16 protein-coding genes are annotated in these 17,821 nt (G+C 62.9%); 13 read left to right on the top strand and 3 right to left on the bottom strand.

Translation table 11 applies throughout. The features are described 5' to 3' along the window. Positions 1-51 precede the first annotated feature (51 nt). From ACQUSY_RS09695 to ppsA, 3 genes are all read left to right on the top strand, one after another. Positions 52-483: an acyl-CoA thioesterase gene (locus tag ACQUSY_RS09695; RefSeq protein ID WP_428904279.1), complete on the top strand. Its 432-nt coding sequence runs from the start codon at positions 52-54 to the stop codon at positions 481-483. Between the two features lie 475 nt (positions 484-958). Beyond that, complete coding sequence (locus tag ACQUSY_RS09690; protein ID WP_428904278.1) at positions 959-1,822, top strand: pyruvate, water dikinase regulatory protein; 864 nt, start codon at positions 959-961, stop codon at positions 1,820-1,822. Between the two features lie 56 nt (positions 1,823-1,878). Beyond that, positions 1,879-4,263, top strand: coding sequence for a phosphoenolpyruvate synthase (gene ppsA, locus ACQUSY_RS09685; protein ID WP_428904277.1), 2,385 nt, complete (start codon positions 1,879-1,881; stop codon positions 4,261-4,263). A 69-nt stretch (positions 4,264-4,332) separates the two neighbouring features. Here the strand turns inward: ppsA and ACQUSY_RS09680 are convergent, their stop codons facing one another. Together ACQUSY_RS09680 and ACQUSY_RS09675 are read right to left on the bottom strand one after the other, a co-directional pair. Next, entirely contained in the window at positions 4,333-5,445 is a 1,113-nt protein-coding gene (locus tag ACQUSY_RS09680; protein ID WP_428904276.1) for a fatty acid desaturase family protein, read from the bottom strand. 173 nt (positions 5,446-5,618) lie between these two features. Beyond that, the gene (locus ACQUSY_RS09675; RefSeq protein ID WP_428904275.1) at positions 5,619-7,085 is read right to left on the bottom strand and encodes an alanine/glycine:cation symporter family protein; all 1,467 of its coding nucleotides are present in this window, start codon (positions 7,083-7,085) and stop codon (positions 5,619-5,621) included. Between the two features lie 169 nt (positions 7,086-7,254). Between ACQUSY_RS09675 and ACQUSY_RS09670 the strand changes: the two genes are divergently transcribed. Further along, entirely contained in the window at positions 7,255-8,709 is a 1,455-nt protein-coding gene (locus tag ACQUSY_RS09670) for an alanine/glycine:cation symporter family protein (RefSeq protein WP_428904274.1), read from the top strand. 61 nt (positions 8,710-8,770) lie between these two features. Further along, positions 8,771-9,310 carry a YaeQ family protein gene (locus tag ACQUSY_RS09665; RefSeq protein ID WP_428904273.1) on the top strand — a complete coding sequence of 180 codons (540 nt, stop codon included), beginning with the start codon at positions 8,771-8,773 and terminating at the stop codon, positions 9,308-9,310. Positions 9,311-9,373: 63 nt separating this feature from the next. Here the strand turns inward: ACQUSY_RS09665 and ACQUSY_RS09660 are convergent, their stop codons facing one another. After that, positions 9,374-9,958, bottom strand: coding sequence for a DUF4352 domain-containing protein (locus ACQUSY_RS09660; protein ID WP_428904272.1), 585 nt, complete (start codon positions 9,956-9,958; stop codon positions 9,374-9,376). 167 nt (positions 9,959-10,125) lie between these two features. Between ACQUSY_RS09660 and ACQUSY_RS09655 the strand changes: the two genes are divergently transcribed. The 8 genes from ACQUSY_RS09655 to ACQUSY_RS09620 form a co-directional block, all read left to right on the top strand. Further along, a complete protein-coding gene (locus tag ACQUSY_RS09655; RefSeq protein ID WP_428904271.1) occupies positions 10,126-11,388 on the top strand; it encodes a sensor histidine kinase in 1,263 nt (420 codons plus the stop codon). Then, complete coding sequence (locus ACQUSY_RS09650) at positions 11,381-12,034, top strand: response regulator (protein ID WP_428904270.1); 654 nt, start codon at positions 11,381-11,383, stop codon at positions 12,032-12,034. Before ACQUSY_RS09655 ends, ACQUSY_RS09650 begins: the two co-directional genes overlap by 8 nt. 184 nt (positions 12,035-12,218) lie before the next feature. Next, positions 12,219-12,824, top strand: a complete 606-nt coding sequence (locus ACQUSY_RS09645; protein WP_428904269.1) for a TetR/AcrR family transcriptional regulator — start codon at positions 12,219-12,221, stop codon at positions 12,822-12,824. A 31-nt stretch (positions 12,825-12,855) separates the two neighbouring features. Further along, positions 12,856-13,248: a CrcB family protein gene (locus ACQUSY_RS09640; protein WP_428904268.1), complete on the top strand. Its 393-nt coding sequence runs from the start codon at positions 12,856-12,858 to the stop codon at positions 13,246-13,248. Between the two features lie 5 nt (positions 13,249-13,253). After that, complete coding sequence (locus ACQUSY_RS09635; RefSeq protein ID WP_428904267.1) at positions 13,254-13,643, top strand: fluoride efflux transporter FluC; 390 nt, start codon at positions 13,254-13,256, stop codon at positions 13,641-13,643. Further along, positions 13,621-15,705, top strand: coding sequence for an efflux RND transporter permease subunit (locus tag ACQUSY_RS09630; protein ID WP_428904266.1), 2,085 nt, complete (start codon positions 13,621-13,623; stop codon positions 15,703-15,705). Before ACQUSY_RS09635 ends, ACQUSY_RS09630 begins: the two co-directional genes overlap by 23 nt. A 23-nt stretch (positions 15,706-15,728) precedes the next feature. After that, positions 15,729-17,114 (top strand): efflux RND transporter permease subunit, encoded by a 1,386-nt coding sequence (locus tag ACQUSY_RS09625; RefSeq protein WP_428904265.1) that lies wholly within the window; start codon positions 15,729-15,731, stop codon positions 17,112-17,114. Between the two features lie 127 nt (positions 17,115-17,241). Beyond that, positions 17,242-17,821: hypothetical protein (locus ACQUSY_RS09620; protein WP_428904264.1), on the top strand; the 580-nt coding region annotated here is incomplete at its 3' end.

The following is a 17,821-nucleotide window of genomic DNA, read 5'->3' as shown; positions in this document are numbered from 1 at the left end:
GTTGGCGGTGCACAATGGCGATAGGCCGATTGTGACCAGCGAGGAGAAAACATGACCGACGTGGCAAACCTGAATTTTCGATCTCGCCGCTGGGTCAAGCCCGAAGATCTCAACGCTCACGGAACACTTTTCGGCGGCAGCCTGTTGCGATGGATCGATGAAGAAGCCGCTATTTATGCGATTATCCAGATCGGTAATCCCCGCGCTGTTACCAAACTCATCTCTGAAATTGAGTTCTTGTCCTCTGCGCGTCAGGGCGACCTCATCGAGCTCGGCATGCTTGCCACGGCCTTTGGTCGGACGTCGATCACGATGCGGGCCGAGGTGCGCAACATGATCACGAAAGAGCGCATTCTCGCTATCGATCGGATCGTCTTTGTTGGCGTCGACGAAGACGGTCGCCCACTGCCGCACGGCTTCTCAACCATCACATACGATCGTGACCGCTTGCCAAAAGCGCAGAGCGGAACTGTCGACGCATAGCGCATCAGAATTGGCGTCAAAACGTGCGCGCCGCCATGAACCAGGCCGACCACAACTACGGCAAGCGCAACCTGTTCTTGAGGGCCCTCGACGTCTTTGTTGGAAACAAAGCACTCGAAGACGGTAGTTTGCGCTGTCAGATCATCAGTTGAACCGCCGTTGGTTGGGCTGCAGGAAACATCAAGAATGGGACCGTCAATCAATCCGTCGGCGAGGTGTTCATCAGCCATGGTCTTGATTGAGGTTTCAATCCCGGTGACGGCCTCTGCGCGAGCGGCGCGCGTCGTGTCATCGGCCTTCTTCTGGGCGGCCGCGGCCGCGGCGGTCACATCGATCGCACGTGGGGTGCACGGGCGGAACCAGGCACTTGCTGTGGCGATAAATTCTGCAGTTTTTGAAAGGCGGTTTGGTAAAACGAACTCCTGATCCTTCTTTACGGTGGAAGTGACCCACTCCACGCACGAGGGATATGCGCATGACGGCACCGCTGCCGAACACCCCACTGATCACCGACCCAGCCGGTGCTGTCGGTGTAGCGCGTGCGGTGTACTTCATCTCCGACAGCACGGGTGTGACGGCAGAGACGCTCGGCAACGCGCTTCTCGCAAACTTTCCCGACACCCGCTTTCGTCGCCATACGGTTCCGTTCGTCGCGACCGTCCCCGGCGCGAAGAAGGTGCTCGCAACGCTGACGCGCAGTCGCGAAGCGGGCGAGAACCCGCTCATCTTCACGACGGTGAAGTCTGCCGATGTGTTGGCGGTGCTTCACGCGTCGGAGTTTGAAACCATCGACCTGCTCGGCGGGCACCTGCGCGAACTTGAGCTGGCCTTGGGCACGACAGCGTCGGTGCGACCCGGCTCGTTTCACGGCCTGGGCGATGCCGAACGGTACTTCGCACGCATGCGTGCCGTCGAGTACGCGATCGAGCACGACGACGCGCAAAGTTTTCGGGCGCTCGACCAGGCCGATGTCATCATCATCGCGCCGTCGCGCTGCGGCAAGACGCCGACGACGATGTACCTCGCGCTGCAGTACGGCCTGCTGGTGGCGAACTACCCGCTGACCGACGATGACTTTCCCACTGAAACGTTGCCGCCGACCGTCGCGCCCTACGCCAAGAAGTGCTTCGGCCTGACGACGACGCCACGTCGTCTCAGCCAGGTGCGCCATGAGCGCCGCCCCGACTCGGTCTACGCGTCGCTCGCGCAATGCACACTCGAATTGCGCCGCGCTGAAGACCTGTATCGGCGCAACCGGGTTCCGTTCTTGAATTCTTCAACAAAGTCCGTTGAAGAAATGTCCGCTGTCATCATGCAATCCATGCGGTTGCGGGCCTAGCACGCACGACGCGCTCAGCCCCATCGCATTAACCCGCTCAACAGGGAGTATCTCCAATGACCAACGTCTTGTGGTTCAACGAACTTGGAATGAATGACGTCGCACAGGTGGGTGGCAAGAACGCCTCCCTCGGTGAGATGGTGTCAAACCTCTCCGGTGCCGGCGTGAGCGTGCCGCGCGGCTTCGCGACGACGGCCGACGCTTATCGTTCGTTCTTGGCTCATGACGGTCTAGTTGACCGCATTCGCGCCGCAGTGGAGACGCTCGACGTTGCCGACGTCGCGGAGCTTGCCCGCGTGGGTGCCGCGGTGCGCAACTGGATCGAGACCCAGGAGCTGCCCGCAGACCTTGAGGCTGACATTCGCTCGGCATACCAGGAGCTCGTTGAGACCGACCCGCAGCCCGACGCCGTGTCGTGGGCCGTGCGCTCGAGCGCGACCGCAGAAGACCTGCCCGACGCTTCGTTTGCCGGTCAGCAGGAAACGTTCCTCAACATCAGCGGCATCGACAACATCCTCGCCGCCGTTCGCAGCGTGTTCGCGTCGCTCTACAACGACCGCGCCATCGCCTACCGCGTGCACCACGGCTTCGACCACCACGACGTCGCACTCTCCGTCGGCGTGCAGCGCATGGTGCGTTCGGACATCGGTGCTTCGGGCGTCATGTTCACGATCGACACCGAGTCGGGCTTCGATGACGCCGTGTTCATCACGAGCTCGTACGGCCTCGGTGAGGCTGTTGTTCAGGGCGCCGTGAACCCGGACGAGTTCTACGTGTACAAGCCCGCCCTGCGCGCGAACCGCCCCGCGATCCTCAAGCGCGCCGTCGGTGAGAAGGCCATCAAGATGGTTTACACCGATGCCAAGGAAGCCGGTGCCAGCACCGTCTTCACCGATGTCGATGTTGACGAGCGCGGGCAGTTCTCGATCACCGACGCCGAGGTCGAAGACCTCGCGCGCCAGGCGCTCATCATTCAGGACCACTACGGTCGCCCGATGGACATCGAGTGGGGCCGCGATGGTCTCGACGGCAAGCTCTACATTCTGCAGGCACGCCCCGAGACGGTGGTCTCGCGCGTTGACGGCAACGTCACCCGCCGCTTCGTGCTCGAGCGTCAGAGCGACGTGATCTCGACCGGTCGCGCGATCGGTCAGAAGATCGGTGCTGGCGAGGTCAGCGTGCTGACGTCGATTGACCAGATGGCATCGTTCCGCGCTGGCGACGTGCTCGTTGCCGACATGACCGACCCCGACTGGGAACCGATCATGAAGCTGGCCTCGGCCATCGTCACCAACCGCGGTGGTCGCACGTGCCACGCCGCGATCATCGCGCGCGAACTGGGTATCCCCGCCGTCGTTGGCACCGGTGATGCAACGGCACAGCTGACTCCCGGTCAGCCCGTCACCGTTTCCTGTGCCGAGGGCGACACCGGTTTCGTCTACGACGGACTCCTGCCGTTCGAAGAGGTCATCACACGCCTCGACGACATGCCGGAGGCGCCAACCAAGATCATGATGAACGTGGGAACCCCGGACCAAGCGTTCTCGTTCTCGAAGATCCCGAACCGCGGTGTGGGCTTGGCCCGTCTCGAGTTCATCATCAACCGCCAGATCGGTATCCACCCGCGTGCGCTGCTCGAACTCGACACGCTCGATGCCGACCTGCAGGAAGAAATCAACGAGCGCATCGGCGCCTACGCATCGCCGCGCGAGTACTTCGTGAAGCGCGTCGCCGAAGGCATCTCGATGATCGGTGCCGCCTTTGCGCCGGAAAAGGTCATCGTGCGTCTCAGCGACTTCAAGTCGAACGAGTACGCCAACCTCGTCGGTGGCGAGCTCTACGAGCCGCACGAAGAGAACCCCATGCTCGGCTACCGCGGTGCCTCGCGCTACATCTCCGAGGACTTCCGCGCCTGCTTCGACATGGAGTGCGAAGCGATCCGCTACGTGCGTGACGAAATGGGACTCACGAACATCGAGATCATGGTTCCATTCGTCCGTACCCTGGGCGAAGCGGCTGCCGTCACCGAACTGCTCGCGGCCAACGGCCTGCGTCGTGGCGAAAACGGCCTGCGGGTCATCATGATGTGCGAACTGCCGTCGAACGCCGTGCTGGCCGACGAGTTCCTCGAGTACTTCGACGGCTTCTCGATCGGCTCGAACGACATGACGCAGCTGACGCTCGGTCTCGACCGCGACTCGGGCCTCGTAGCCGCGACGTTCGACGAGCGCGACCCCGCCGTCCGCAAGATGCTGACGATGGCCATTGAGGCGTGCCGTCGCGCTGGCAAGTACGTCGGCATTTGTGGTCAGGGCCCGAGCGACCACCCCGACCTCGCCGACTGGCTCGTCGAGCAGGGGATCGAGTCGATGTCGCTCAACCCCGACACCGTCGTTGACACGTGGCTGCGCCTTGCTCAGCTGGAAACCGCGGTCAAGTAAGACGGTGCGGTAAAGCCAAGCAGCCGGCCCTCGTGATCTATTCACGAGGGCCGGCGTTTACGTTGCACGCTACGCCCGGCGCGCCATCAGCGGGCACTCGAACGGGTCGCGCGCCGCAAGCCCGACCTCATTCAAGTAGGCGATCACGCGTGCGTACGACTGCCGTAGCGTCGTCTCGGTGTACGGCACACCCTCGCTTTGGCAGAACTCCCGCACGATCGCGCGGGTGCGCGCCAAGTAGGGGCGGGCCATCGACGGAAACAGGTGGTGCTCAATCTGGTAGTTCAGGCCACCCATGAGCCACGTCGCCCACCAGCCGCCGCGAATATTGCGTGACGTACGCACCTGCTTCGAGAAGAAGTCGAGGCGCGCATCGTGCGCGATGATCGGCATGCCTTTGTGGTTCGGGGCGAACACTGCACCCATGTAAACACCGAACACGGCCAGCATGAGCGCGATGAAGGCGACCGCTTTACCGAGAGGTAGGAACAGAAAGATGGGGCCGAAAACCAGGATCGTGCGCACCGTCAGCATGCCGATTTCGGTCCACCGACCCGGAACCTTCTCGCGCCGCGCGAGGTGACGAACGCTGTGCGCGTGCAGATTGAGACCTTCGAGCGTCAGCAACGGAAAGAACAACCACCCCTGCTTGCGTGTGATGAGCTTGCGAAGTCCCCGCGCCGTGCGGGCATCTTCTTCGAGAAATGAAATGGTGTCGACGGCGACGTCGGGGTCTTTGCCGGCGCGGTTCGGATTGGCATGGTGGCGGGTGTGCTTGGAATCCCACCAGGCGTAGCTCATGCCCACTGCGGCGATGAGCACGCGTCCCAGTCGGTCATTCGCCGGGCCTGTTGCCAAAATCTGGCGGTGCGCTGCTTCGTGAGCCAAAAATGCGACCTGCGTGAACAAGATGCCGAAGGCCGCGGCCGGGAGGAGTTGGAACCAGCTGTCGCCGATGAGGATGCTGGCGGTGATAACGCCAGCGAATCCGACCGCGATGGCGATGCCGACGAGGAGGTAGAACCGCGGCGTTCGCGCGAGGAAGCCGGACTCGCGAATGATCTCGGAGAGCGCTGAGTAACTGCGCGTGAGGGGTGGAAAATCGCCCTGGCGAGCGTGCGTTTGGCGAATGGGACCGAGGGTGGATGCCGGAGCGGCAACGGTGGGGGAGATGATCGACATCATTCCTGTTGGCCGAGTGCGCGAGCACTCAGGATGAGCAACGATCGAGTGCCGCCGCTGTTGCCAACCTATCGACGTCGATATGCCGCGGCAGGCATGTAAATAACCGGTGCCGAGGCCCTCGTGAGAGCCTCGGCACCGTTTCGCACGCCGTTACGTGCGCAATGGTTCCGCTAGTCTTGCAGCGCCTTCTCGTGGAAGCGCCACTCGTCCCAACCGGGCTGACCCTTCATGAACGCGTCGACCTGAGCGGTCGTCGCAAGCAGCTTCGGGTCGTTCTTGAGGTAGAACTTCGTTTCGCGAACGACGAGGCCCGACAGAATGATGAGGCCGATGAGGTTCGGCAGTGCCATCAGGCCGTTCATGACGTCGGAGAACGTCCACACCACGCTCAGCGGCATCGTGCAGCCGACAAAAACGACGAGCGAGAACACAATGCGGAACGGCAGCACGAGGCTACGTCCGAAGAGGCGCTCGATGTTGCGTTCGCCGTAGTACGACCACCCGAGGATCGTCGAGAACGCGAACATCGCGAGAGCGATCGTGACGACCCAGTGGCCCCACTCTCCGGGCAGGCCGTGAGCGAAGGCTTCACCGGTCATGAGTGAGGCGTCGATTTGGTCGCCCTTATCGTCGACGAACGCGTAGGCACCGGTCGTGACGATCACGAGACCGGTCATGGTGACGACGATGATCGTGTCGATGAACGTCTGCGTCATCGAGACGAGACCCTGGCGAACCGGGTGGCTCGTCTTCGCGGCAGCCGCGGCGATAGCGGCCGATCCCATGCCCGACTCGTTGGAGAAGATGCCGCGGGCAACACCGTACTGAATCGCGATGATGAGAACGGAACCAGCGAAGCCGCCGACAGCGGCACTGCCGGTGAAAGCGTCAGCGAAAATCAGGCCGACGGCCGCGGGCAGGTCACCGACGTTGGCGATCAGAATGTACAGCGCGCTGACGACGTAGAACACGATCATGACGGGCACGAATCCGGCCGTGACGCGACCGATCGACTTGATGCCACCGACGAGCACGAGGAGTGCGAAGACGGTGAGGATGGCGCCGGTCGCCCACGTCGGCAGGGAGAAGCTGCGCTCCATGTTGGCGGCGATCGAGTTGCCCTGGGTCATGTTGCCGATGCCGAAGCAAGCGAACACGGCGAAGATCGCGAACGAGATTGCGAGAACCTTGCCGAGCGGGCCCTTAATACCGCGTTCGAGGTACATCTGCGGGCCACCGTTTTGCTCGCCTGCCGAGTCCTTCGTGCGGAACCGCACGCCGAGGAAAGCTTCCGAGTACTTCGACGCCATGCCGAGCAGACCCGTGACCCACATCCAGAACAGTGCGCCGGGGCCGCCGATACCGATGGCGGTGGCGACACCGACGATGTTTCCGGTTCCGACGGTGGCGGCGAGTGCCGTCGTCAGCGCCTGGAACTGCGAAATGTCGCCGTCGGCTCCGTCGTCCTTGCGACGCAGGAGGCCGAGGCGGAGTCCCGCTCCGAGCTTCAAGAACTGGATACCGCCGAGGCGGATCGTGAGATACAGGCCGGTGCCCAGCAGCAGCGGAATCAGGAGCCAGGGGCCCCAAATAAAGCTGCTCATGGCACCCAGTACAGACTCAATGGATTCGACCATGAGTTTCCTCGTTTCAGCGAGTGCGACGTCGATGTGCGCGCGCACCCAGGATCAGGGATCAAGATGTTTGCCGATTCTAGGGAAATTCACATTTCCACCGCGCGACGACATCACTTTTATGAGAAAAAGTTCACCGGTTGTGACCGTGGATCGCCGCGATACTAGGGGGATGGATTGGCTCAATAAATTCATTGCTGACGCCGGCGACGGACTCTGGACTTTCATCGTTCTCCCGGTGTTGCTGTTGCTGGGCCTCTACTTCACCGCGCGTTCCGGCGTCGTGCAATTCCGCCTCCTGCCCGACATGTTCCGCACGCTCACCGACAAGACGCCCCTGGATGAGAACGGCAAAAAGCAGTCAGTTTCTGCCTTCCAAGCGTTCACGATTTCTGCGGCATCCCGCGTGGGCGTTGGCAATATCGCGGGCGTCGGAACCGCGATTGCGTTGGCGGGGCCGGGTGCGGTTTTCTGGATGTGGACGATGGCCTTCATCGGTGGCGCGTCGAGCTTCATCGAATCGACACTGGGTCAAACCTTCAAAGTGCGCGACAAAGACGGCTTCCGTGGCGGTCCGGCGTACTACATGCAGCACGGCCTCGGCGCACGATGGATGGGCGTGCTGTTCGCCATCATCCTGATCGTCTGCTTCCCGTTCGCGTTTAGCTCGCTGCAGGCCAACACGATCACCGAGACGTTCTCGGCAACGACCGGCGCCGGCGAGTGGCTGCCGTGGGCGGTCGGCGGCGCGCTTGCCGTGCTCACCGCACTCGTCATCTTCGGCGGAGTTCGCCGCATTGCCTCGGTGACGCAAGCCGTGGTTCCGCTCATGGCACTCGGCTACCTCCTCCTCGGACTCATCGTCGTCGGCATGCACATTGACCGCATCCCTGAGGTGTTTGGCTCGATCTACGCGGAGGCCTTCGGCTTCGGCGAAGTTGCCGCCGGTGCTCTCGGCTACATCATCATGACGGGTGTGAAGCGCGGCATGTTCTCGAACGAGGCTGGTCTCGGTTCAGCGCCGAACGCTGGTGCCTCGGCCGCTGTCACGCACCCTGTCAAGCAGGGTCTCGTGCAGACGCTCGGCGTCTACTTCGACACGTTCTTGGTGTGCTCGATCACGGCGTTCATCATTCTGGTTGCGACGCCAGACCTGTCGGGCGCGGTCGTGGGTATTTCGCTGACGCAGAACGCGTTGACGTCAACGCTCGGCGCTTGGGCCAACATCGCGCTGACCGTCATTATCTTCCTGCTGGCGTTCAGCTCGATCCTCGGCAACTACTACTACGGCGAATCGAACATCGAGTTCATCTCGACCAACCGCAGTGTGCTGACCGTCTACCGCTTGCTCGCTGTCATCGCGATCCTGGTTGGTTCCGTCGCTTCCGCCGACATCATTTGGGCCACCGCTGACGGCGTGATGGGCATCATGGCGCTCATCAACCTGACGGCGATTGGATTGCTGTCGCCGGTCGCGTTCCGCCTGCTGAAGGACTACTCGGCCCAGCGTCGCGCGGGCAAGGATCCGGTCTTCACGAAGCACCTGATGCCCGACATCAAGGGCATCCACTGCTGGGAGAGCGAGCAGTCGGTGACCGGAACCATCCGAGTGATTCCGAAGGCATAGTCACCTTTCGGCATCGCGGGGCGGTGAGCCCTTGTAGATCGTCGCACTAAGCTCGTTTGTTATGGCGGCTGGTGCGACGATCTACAATTTCACGGTGAATCTGGCCAACGTTGATCGGTCGGTTTATGAGGAGCTGACGCTTCGCGTCGCGCAGCATCCGTCGGAGACGGACGCGTACATGTTGACGCGCGTGCTCGCGTACTGCCTTGAGTTTGAAGAGGGCATTGACTTCACCTCTGGCATCGCTTCGGTCGACGAGCCGGCAATTTTGGTGAAGGATCTCACTGGCCGCGTGCTCGCGTGGATCGAAGTCGGCGCGCCCGACGCTTCGCGCTTGCACTTCGGTAGCAAGCTTGCCGATCGCACGACGCTGTACACGCATCGGGATCCGGCGAAGGTGATCACGGCATGGTCGGGCAAGACGATCCACGAGGCCGACAAGATCATCATTCACAGCTTCGATCGCGGCTTCGTTGACGATGCCGTTGGTGCGTTGGAGCGCCGTAACACGATGACCGTTTCGGTCACCGAGGGCCAGCTCTACCTCGACCTCAACGGCCGGGCGCTCAGCACCGCGATTCACCAGACGCCGGCGGCGTAACGCCAAACAGCCCTGCGACGAGCGTCCCCTACGCGCCGTCAGACAGGGCTGCTTGTCATCGCACTACTTGAGGGCGATGAGCTCGCCGTCGCTAGCGAACATGTTTTCCTTCACCATAAGGAATTCTGCGACGGTGCCAGCCGGGACATCGAAGACGACCGGGCCAGCCATCGTGTTGCCCGGGTTGATGCCCGAAACCCACGACGCGTCCGAGCGCAAGTAGATCGGAGCCATGGAGTCAGCGTCGTACTGCTTGCCCTCGACGTCCACGAGCGTGACGTAGCTGTCGAAGAACGTCTCGGACTTGTTACCGACGTTTGTCACCGAGAGGTCGATCTTCAGGTACGTGCCCTGAGCCGTCGTTGACAGCGGCTCTTCGCCGATCGTGGTGCCGAGCTCTTCGAGGCCGGTGACGGTGTACTCGAACGTGCCGAGGGTGAGGGGAGTGTTGAGCCCCGGAGCCTCGGGCTCGGCGGGCGCTTCGGGTTCTGCGGATGCTTCGGCGGCTTCCGCGTTGCCAGCGGCGTCGGTGGCGGTCTGGTTCGTGTCGGCAGGGCCGGCGCCTTCGCCGGCGGCGGAGCATCCGGTGAGGGTCAAGGCCAGGAGGGCTGCGGTGGCAGCTGCAGTGAAAACGGTGCGACGCATCATGAGATTCCTTTGGTTGGGGGCCGGAGCCCGAGGTGCTTTTTCATTCCAGCGAATCCGGGCCCCTCGCCAACACGACCAAACGATCACACTTCGATGTACGAAAGGAGGGGATGGCCATCGACGAACGGTGGTGAAGTGATGTCGGTGTCGCGCCATACGATCAAGTCATGACCATTCCTCAGCCGATGCCGGCGTCAACGCCGTCACGGCCGTGGTTTGTGGTGTCGCGAGAGACGCTCATTCTCATCGCGTGTGCGCTCGCGGTGTTGGCGGTGGCAGGCAGGTACGCCACGTCAGGCGAGAGCGCGGGCGATGCGGTGGCACCGTTCGGGTATTTCGCGGCCTTCCCGATGCTCGGCGTTGTCGCGCTGTTGTGGTGGCGTCGCCGCTGGCCGATCATGGTGGCGACGATCGCGATCGTGGTTTCCCTCATCTTTCCGACAACCCCGTTTGTCGCCCTGACTGCGGTCACCGGAGCCGTCGCCGCCAGCCGTGGCGGCACCCGCTGGCTCCTGGTCGCCGGGGCGTACGCCGCGACGGTCGTGTCGTTTCTCTGGGACGTTTTCTCGACGTCCTCGCTTCTTGCGGCTTTTGTTGACGGCGCAGCCGTTGGTTCCGCCGCTCGCCTGAGCCTGCTGCCGTTTATTCCGCTCCTCGCCGCGCTCGTCGCGGCACCGTTTATTGGTTCCGGGTTCCTGCGGCAGTACCGGCAGGAGAGAGACGAAGCGCGAGCCGGAACCGCCGCAGCGGCCCGCAACGTCGCGGTGCTGCATGATGAGGTGGCGCGAGAGCACGAACGACAAGAGATCGCACGTGAACTGCACGACACGCTCGCGGCGCGGTTGAGTGCGGTGTCGTTGCATGCCGGCGCATTCGAGTTGGCAGCGTCGGAGTCAGGCGATGCTGCGCTGACGGCTGCGCGCCGGGTGCGGGAAGCGGCGCAGGGGTCGTTGGACGAGCTGCGTGCCGTCGTCGAAGTGCTGAAGAATCCAGCGACGGCGCGGCGTGGCACGGGTCTGAGCGACCTGAGCCTGCTGATCGATCGAGTCACCGGTGATGGCGCGGATGTGCGGGCGCAGATCATGGTGACCGACCCGACGTCGTGCAACAACGAGGTTTCGCATGCGCTGTACCGCATTCTGCAGGAGTCGATTTCGAACGCCAGACGTCACGCCGGTGATGTGGCGATTCGCGTTGATGTGCGCGGCGGCCCGCAAACCGGGGTGAGTGCATCGGTGACGAACGCGATGACCGTGGGGCTCCCGCCCAGCTCCGTCGGTGGTGGCAACGGGCTCGTCGGTATGCAGGAGCGCGTGGCCAGTGTGGGCGGATCATTTCAGGCGGGCGTGACGCCCGAGGGTACGTTCCGCGTCGCGGTGTGGATGCCGTGGGAGGGTGTGTCGTCGCCGATATCATCGAACGGTGACTGACCCGATTCGCGTGTTGATTGTCGACGACGACGCTTTTGCACGCTCCGGCATGGAGTCAATGGTCTCGAGCGTTTCAGACTTGACGGTCGTCGGCACGTGCTCGGGCGGCGCTCAGGTCGCTGACGCGGTGCGCGAGTTATACCCCGACGTGGTGCTCTGCGATGTGCGTATGCCGGTCATGGATGGCATTGCCGTTGTTGCGGCTCTCAGTGAGAGCGGCCCAGCCTTCTTGATGATGACGGCGATGGACGACAATGGCACCGTATTGCGTGCGATCGAGGCCGGGGCTGCCGGTTTCCTCTTGAAAGACGATGACCCCATGAGCATCGTGCAGGCCGTGCGCAGTGTCGCGGCAGGGGATACGCCGATGTCAGCGCGGTCTGCGCGTCATTTGGTGTCATGGGTTCGGGATGACCCGCAAGCTGCTCATCGTCGGGATGCGCAAGTGTTGCTTGAGCAGTTGGCTCCTCGTGAACGCGAGATGGCGATCGCGGTCGCCGATGGTGCGTCCGACGCGGAGATTGCGCGCATGATGCTCGTTGCCGAAAGCACGGTGAAGTCCACGCTGGGGACCGTGCGGACCAAGGTTGGCGCTCGCACACGTGTCGACCTCGCTGTCATGGTGGTGCGCGCTGGCCTCGTGTAAGTACGGGGTGTGGTCAGGCGGCGTGATCTCCGTACGCTGCTTCCGGGCGCTCTTAATTTACGCATCGACCAACAATTACGGAGACGCGCTCCCGCGATTACGGAGATTTTGGATGCGAGCCAACATTGTGACGTAGCCTGGTACAGACGCAGGGTACGAGGCCCTGCACCCTGGGGGAACCAACATGGTCGGACTACGCGAACGCAAGAAGCGCGCAACAGAGCAAGCGATCGAAGGTGCGGCGGTCGATATTGCGTTCAACGAAGGCATCGACGCCGTCACCGTTGACCGCGTCTGCGACATTGCCATGGTGTCGCGCAGTACCTTCTTTAACTACTACACATCACGTGAGCAGGCCATCTTCGGCCGCCCGCTCGAGTACGACCGGGAACGCACCACCGCAATTCTTGAGAAGAATGGCGCGGACTTAATCGTCGCAGCATCAGAAATCGTGCTGGACGCTGTCCGGGGGGACGCGGACGACCTCATCACCAAGAAGCGGGTTCAGCTCTTCTTGCGCGAGCCCGGCACCACATCACGGGTTTCGTGGGTGAGCTCCCAGAGCCGGGAGCGGCTCGCGACTGTTATCGAGGAGTGGCTCGACACTCATCCGGAGCTGGCTTCGCTCGCGTTTGAAGACCACGCAACTGAAGCGCGTCTCATTGTGGGGCTGTCGGTGGTGATCGGTGACGAAGTACTGCGGCACGCGCGCGGAGCCAAGGGCGAGGTTAAGATCAACCCGGATCAATTCCGAACGGTCGTGGCGAAGCTGTCGCAGGTGGTCGGTTAATCCTGTCGCCTTCAGGCGCTAACGTAGCGTCATGACGTCTGCCGCCCCGCGAATTCGCGCGCGCGATGTGGGGCTTGTCTTTGTGGGTGGCGTCGTCGGAACCGCTGCGCGGCTCGCCGTGACCCTGGCGGTCGGTGATGCGGCCGGGCTGCTCACGGTGAATCTGGTCGGCGCCTTCCTTCTCGGTCTGTTGACCGCGGTCTTGTCCCGCTCGACGAGTGCGCGCAATCGCCAAATCCACCTGTTGTTGGGCACGGGGGCACTGGGTGCCTTCACGACGTATTCGGCGCTGGCGGTCTCCGCCACTACTGATCTCGCCGCGCTGGGTATCGCGGCGCTCATCGCGATCGGTGGCGTTGTGGCCGCCGCGGGCGGCTACCTCGTCGGTGGTGGCGCGCGAGCGTCAGCTTTGGGCGGGCGGTAAGTCAGATGGAGATCGGAACCTTCATCGCCGCGAGTGTCGCCGGCGGCTTGGGCGCGGTGTTGCGGTGGCTCATTGACGTCGCCGTCTCCCGCCGCACGCGGTCGCGGTTTCCGTGGGGAATTTGGCTTGTCAATGTGTCGGGCTCTTTCGTACTGGGCCTTGTCGCTGGGTGGATGGCCGGTGCGCCCGCCGGCCTGGAACCTTTCGCGACCGTCGTTGGGGCTGGTCTCCTCGGAGGATTCACCACGTTCTCGACCGTCACCGTCGCAACCGTCACACTCGCGCAATCGGGCGCGCGCCGCATCGCACTGATGAACGTTGCCGCAACGTTTGTGGTCTGCGTCGTGGCGTCGGTAGCTGGCGTCGCGCTCGGTGGCGTCTTCGCTGGGGCGTAGGTGCTGGGCTGTAGGTGCTGGGCCGCGCGCCCTCCCAGACACCGCGCACACGCCGCGTGGAATACTAAGAAGCGACTTATCCGTCACTTCTAACGCAAGGCATCTCGTGTTCAAACTTGCTGTTCTGAGCCTGAAAAACCGCGCTCTCATCGCCCTCATCACTATCGTCGCGGCGATTTTTGGTTCCATGGCCCTCGTCAACCTCAAGCAGGAGCTCATCCCGTCGATCGAGTTCCCGGCGCTCATGGTCATTACGACCTACCCCGGTGCATCGCCCGAGGTCGTGAACACCGACGTATCGACGCCCATTGAGGCCGCGATTCAAGCGGTGCCCGGTCTCGAGACCACGTCGGCGACGAGCACCACAAACGCGAGCGTCGTGCAGGCGTCGTTCACGTATGGCACGGACCTCAGCACGGCCGAGCAGAAGATGACGCAGGCGGTCAACCGCATTTCGTCGCAGCTGCCCGAGTCGGTTGACCCACAGGTGCTGCTGCTGTCGATTGACGACCTGCCGGCGGTACAGCTCGCGGTTTCTGGCGGCAACGCGGAGACGATCCAGACGCGCCTCGAGAACATCGTGGTTCCGGAACTCGAGAAGATCGACGGCGTCAACCAGGCGGCCATTCTCGGCGCGACCACGCAGCGTGTGGTCATCACCCCAGACCAGGCGAAGCTTGCCGCCGCCGGTTTCACGCAGCAGGCGATCAATGACGCGCTCGAGCAGAACGGCATTCTCTTCCCGGGCGGTGCGATCACCGAGGGCGACAAGACGCTGACGGTGCAGACCGGAACCAAGGTGCAGTCGGTGGAAGACGTCGCGTCGCTGCCGCTGGTTGCGACGAACGCAGACCAAATGGCTACCGGCGCGAAGACGATTGCCGATGTCGCGACGGTGGAGCTCGCTGCGGCGGAGGCCACGTCGATTTCTCGCGTCAACGGTGAAGACGCGCTGACGATTTCGATCACGAAGCTCGGCACCGCGAACACCGTCGAGGTATCGCAGGCGATCACGGCGCTGCTGCCGGAGCTGGAATCACAGCTCGATGGTGGCGAAATCACCGTGATCTTCGACCAGGCACCGTACATTGAGCAGTCGATTGAGGCACTGGCCCAGGAAGGAGTGCTCGGTCTCGTCTTCGCGGTGATCGTGATTCTGATCTTCCTGTTGTCGTTCCGGGCCACGATTGTGACCGCGATTTCGATCCCGACGAGCGTGCTCATCACGCTGCTGGGTCTGCAGGCGATGGAGTACTCGCTCAACATCCTCACGCTCGGCGCACTCACGATGGCAATCGGCCGCGTTGTCGACGACTCGATCGTTGTGATTGAGAACATCAAGCGCCACTACGTCGGCGGTGCCGACAAGATGGCGTCGATCATTCTCGCGGTGCGTGAGGTGGCTGGCGCTATTACGGCGTCGACGATCACGACCGTGGCGGTGTTCTTGCCGATCGCGCTCGTTGGTGACATGACCGGTGAGCTGTTCCGTCCGTTCGCGATGACGGTGACGATTGCCATGCTGTCGAGCCTGCTGGTCGCGCTCACGATCGTGCCGGTGCTCGCGTACTGGTTCATGAAGCCCGGCGAGGAACTGCAGGATGCCGACGGCAACGTCATCGACCCAGAGCACCCGGACGCTCCGCCGTCGAAGCTGCAGAAGGCCTACCTGCCGATGCTGAAGTGGACGGTCAAGCACTCCGCGGTGACGCTCATCGTGGCGGTTCTAGTGCTCGCCGGAACGCTGTTCTCTGCCCAGTTTATGAAGACGAACTTCCTCGGTGACTCGGGTCAAAACACCATGACCGTGCAGCAGGAAATGCCCGCCGCCTCGAGCCTCGCGGTGAAGGATGCCGCCGCGGCACGAGTCGAGAAGGTGCTGCAAGACGTGCCCGGTGTCGACACGGTGCTGGCCTCTGTCGGCTCTAGTGGTTCCGCTTTGACGGATGCCTTTAGTGGAGGCGCTTCGGGTGCGACGTTCTCGCTCACGCTGACCGATGGTGCGGATGCCGAGCAGGTGCGTGCGGATATTCAGTCGGGTGTTGCNTCTCGCTCACGCTGACCGATGGTGCGGATGCCGAGCAGGTGCGTGCGGATATTCAGTCGGGTGTTGCCGCGCTGTCGGATGTTGGCGAGGTGACGATTGCCGCGGCCGCGTCGCTCGGTTCGAGCGACATTGCGATTGAGGTGACGGCACCCGATTCGGCGACGCTTGAGAAGGCGACCGCCGCGGTGCAGGATGCCATGACGGGGCTCGACGATGTCGAGCAGGTCACGAGCAACCTGGCCGCTGCGCAGCCGTACATTGCGGTGCAGGTTGACCGCGATAAGGCGGCCGCCGTTGGTCTCAGTGAGGTTGTCGTCGGCGGCATGGTGAATGCGGCGATGCAGCCGAAGAACGCCGGAACCATTGAGATGAACGATGCGTCGGTGACGGTGGTTATTGCGTCGGCTGATCCGCCGGCGACAATTGCTGAGTTGGCTGACATGCAGATTCCGTCGGCCGCGGGGCTGACGCGACTGGGGGACATTGCGACGGTCGAGCAGACAGAGGGGCCGTCGTCGATCACGACGCAAAACGGTCAGCGGACGGCGACGGTTTCGGTGACGCCGCTCACGGATGACCTGTCGGCCGCCAGTGTTTCGGTGCGGACAGCGCTGGATGCGGTGAAGCTGCCGCAGGGTGCGAGTGCCGGACTCGGTGGCGTCATCACGCAGCAGAACGATGCGTTCACGCAGCTCGGGCTCGCGATGCTCGCCGCTATTCTGATCGTGTACGTCGTGATGGTGGCGACGTTTAAGTCATTGCGTCAGCCGCTTCTGCTGCTGGTTTCGGTGCCTTTTGCGGCAACCGGCGCGATTCTCCTGCAGATCGTCTCGCAGGTTCCGCTCGGGGTTCCTTCTCTTATTGGCGTGCTGATGCTGATCGGTATCGTCGTGACGAACGCGATCGTGCTCGTCGACCTCGTGAACCAGTACCGTGGTCGAGGGCTGTCGACGTATGACGCCACGATTGCCGGCTCGTCGATGCGTTTGCGTCCGATTTTGATGACGGCGCTCGCGACGATCTTTGCGCTTGTGCCGATGGCGTTGGGTATCACGGGGCACGGCGGATTCATTAGCCAGCCGCTCGCGATTGTGGTGATCGGTGGCCTCGTGTCGTCGACCGTGCTGACGCTCATCGTGCTGCCGACGCTCTACAACCTGGTTGAAGGTGCGAAAGAGCGGCGGGCTGCTCGGCGGGCTGGCGGTTCGGGTTCTGGTTCTGGGCCTGATGGTGGGTCTGGGTCTGATGACGGAACGCCGGGGCCGCGACGGACGGGAAGCATTCCGGTAGTTGCTGGTGGTTCGGGTTCGGGTTCGGGTTCGGGTTCGGGTTCGGGTGATGCGGGTCGCTCGGCTGAGGGTGCTGGTGCTGGTGGGGAGGCTCCCGTGAACTCGCCGGTGACGCGGCGGTCGTTGCGCTCGTAAGTGGTTGAGAGCGGGCGGTGCACTGGGTTTCTGGTGTTCCGCCCGTCTTTTCGTTATCGAAGAAGTGTTCGATGAGAGTCTTCTCATCCTCGTAGATATCTTCGATTTAACGTGCCATCATGAGTGTATGACTTCCGAACAGCCACCCCGTGAACCCGACGAGGGTTCCGCCCCAGGCGTTGAGCCTGGTGAGGCGTTGGGTGGTGCGCGCGCGTCTGAGCAGACGGCGCAGGAGGCGGCCGGTGGGTCCGAGGAGTGCCTGGGCGAGGTTGCGGCCGCGGTTGTCCCTGACACGTCTGGCGAGCCCCTGGAGGAGCGCCCTGGTGAGGTTGCGGCAAGTGGGTCGGCCGCGGTTGTCCCTGTCGATGACCTGCCGGGTGGGTTTGCGTTTGCGTTGCATTCGTTGGTTGAGATTCAGCGGGCGCATGCGGGGTTGGATGCGATGGAGACCGCACTGTATACGGCGGTGTTTGAGCATGTGGATGCGTTGTCGAAGGAGACAGCGGAGCTTATTGCTGAGCGCGACATGATGATTCGTTCTGCGTGTGCGGAGATCGGGGCTGCGCTGCGGTTGAGTGATCGTGTCCCGCGTCAAGTAGTTGGCAGGAATTCTTCGATTTCGAAGTTGGGGATGGTGGGGTTGGCGGTGCCGGCGTATACGTCGGCGGGTCGGTTCCAGGCGATCGCTTCGTGCGGGCGGACGTGGT

Source organism: Microbacterium daqui (genome assembly GCF_050408675.1).
In the GTDB taxonomy this organism is placed as follows: domain Bacteria; phylum Actinomycetota; class Actinomycetes; order Actinomycetales; family Microbacteriaceae; genus Microbacterium.
The sequence above is the reverse complement of the archived record's forward strand: the minus strand, read 5'-3'. Positions and strand labels throughout refer to the sequence as shown.

Excerpts from the sequence above, each read along its gene's own strand:
- ACQUSY_RS09695 (WP_428904279.1), top strand. The coding sequence starts at position 52 with ATGACCGACGTGGCAAACCTGAATTTTCGATCTCGCCGCTGGGTCAAG.
- ACQUSY_RS09690 (WP_428904278.1), top strand. The coding sequence starts at position 959 with ATGACGGCACCGCTGCCGAACACCCCACTGATCACCGACCCAGCCGGT.
- ppsA (WP_428904277.1), top strand. The coding sequence starts at position 1,879 with ATGACCAACGTCTTGTGGTTCAACGAACTTGGAATGAATGACGTCGCA.
- ACQUSY_RS09680 (WP_428904276.1), bottom strand. The coding sequence starts at position 5,445 with ATGTCGATCATCTCCCCCACCGTTGCCGCTCCGGCATCCACCCTCGGT.
- ACQUSY_RS09675 (WP_428904275.1), bottom strand. The coding sequence starts at position 7,085 with ATGGTCGAATCCATTGAGTCTGTACTGGGTGCCATGAGCAGCTTTATT.
- ACQUSY_RS09670 (WP_428904274.1), top strand. The coding sequence starts at position 7,255 with ATGGATTGGCTCAATAAATTCATTGCTGACGCCGGCGACGGACTCTGG.
- ACQUSY_RS09665 (WP_428904273.1), top strand. The coding sequence starts at position 8,771 with ATGGCGGCTGGTGCGACGATCTACAATTTCACGGTGAATCTGGCCAAC.
- ACQUSY_RS09660 (WP_428904272.1), bottom strand. The coding sequence starts at position 9,958 with ATGATGCGTCGCACCGTTTTCACTGCAGCTGCCACCGCAGCCCTCCTG.
- ACQUSY_RS09655 (WP_428904271.1), top strand. The coding sequence starts at position 10,126 with ATGACCATTCCTCAGCCGATGCCGGCGTCAACGCCGTCACGGCCGTGG.
- ACQUSY_RS09645 (WP_428904269.1), top strand. The coding sequence starts at position 12,219 with ATGGTCGGACTACGCGAACGCAAGAAGCGCGCAACAGAGCAAGCGATC.
- ACQUSY_RS09640 (WP_428904268.1), top strand. The coding sequence starts at position 12,856 with ATGACGTCTGCCGCCCCGCGAATTCGCGCGCGCGATGTGGGGCTTGTC.
- ACQUSY_RS09635 (WP_428904267.1), top strand. The coding sequence starts at position 13,254 with ATGGAGATCGGAACCTTCATCGCCGCGAGTGTCGCCGGCGGCTTGGGC.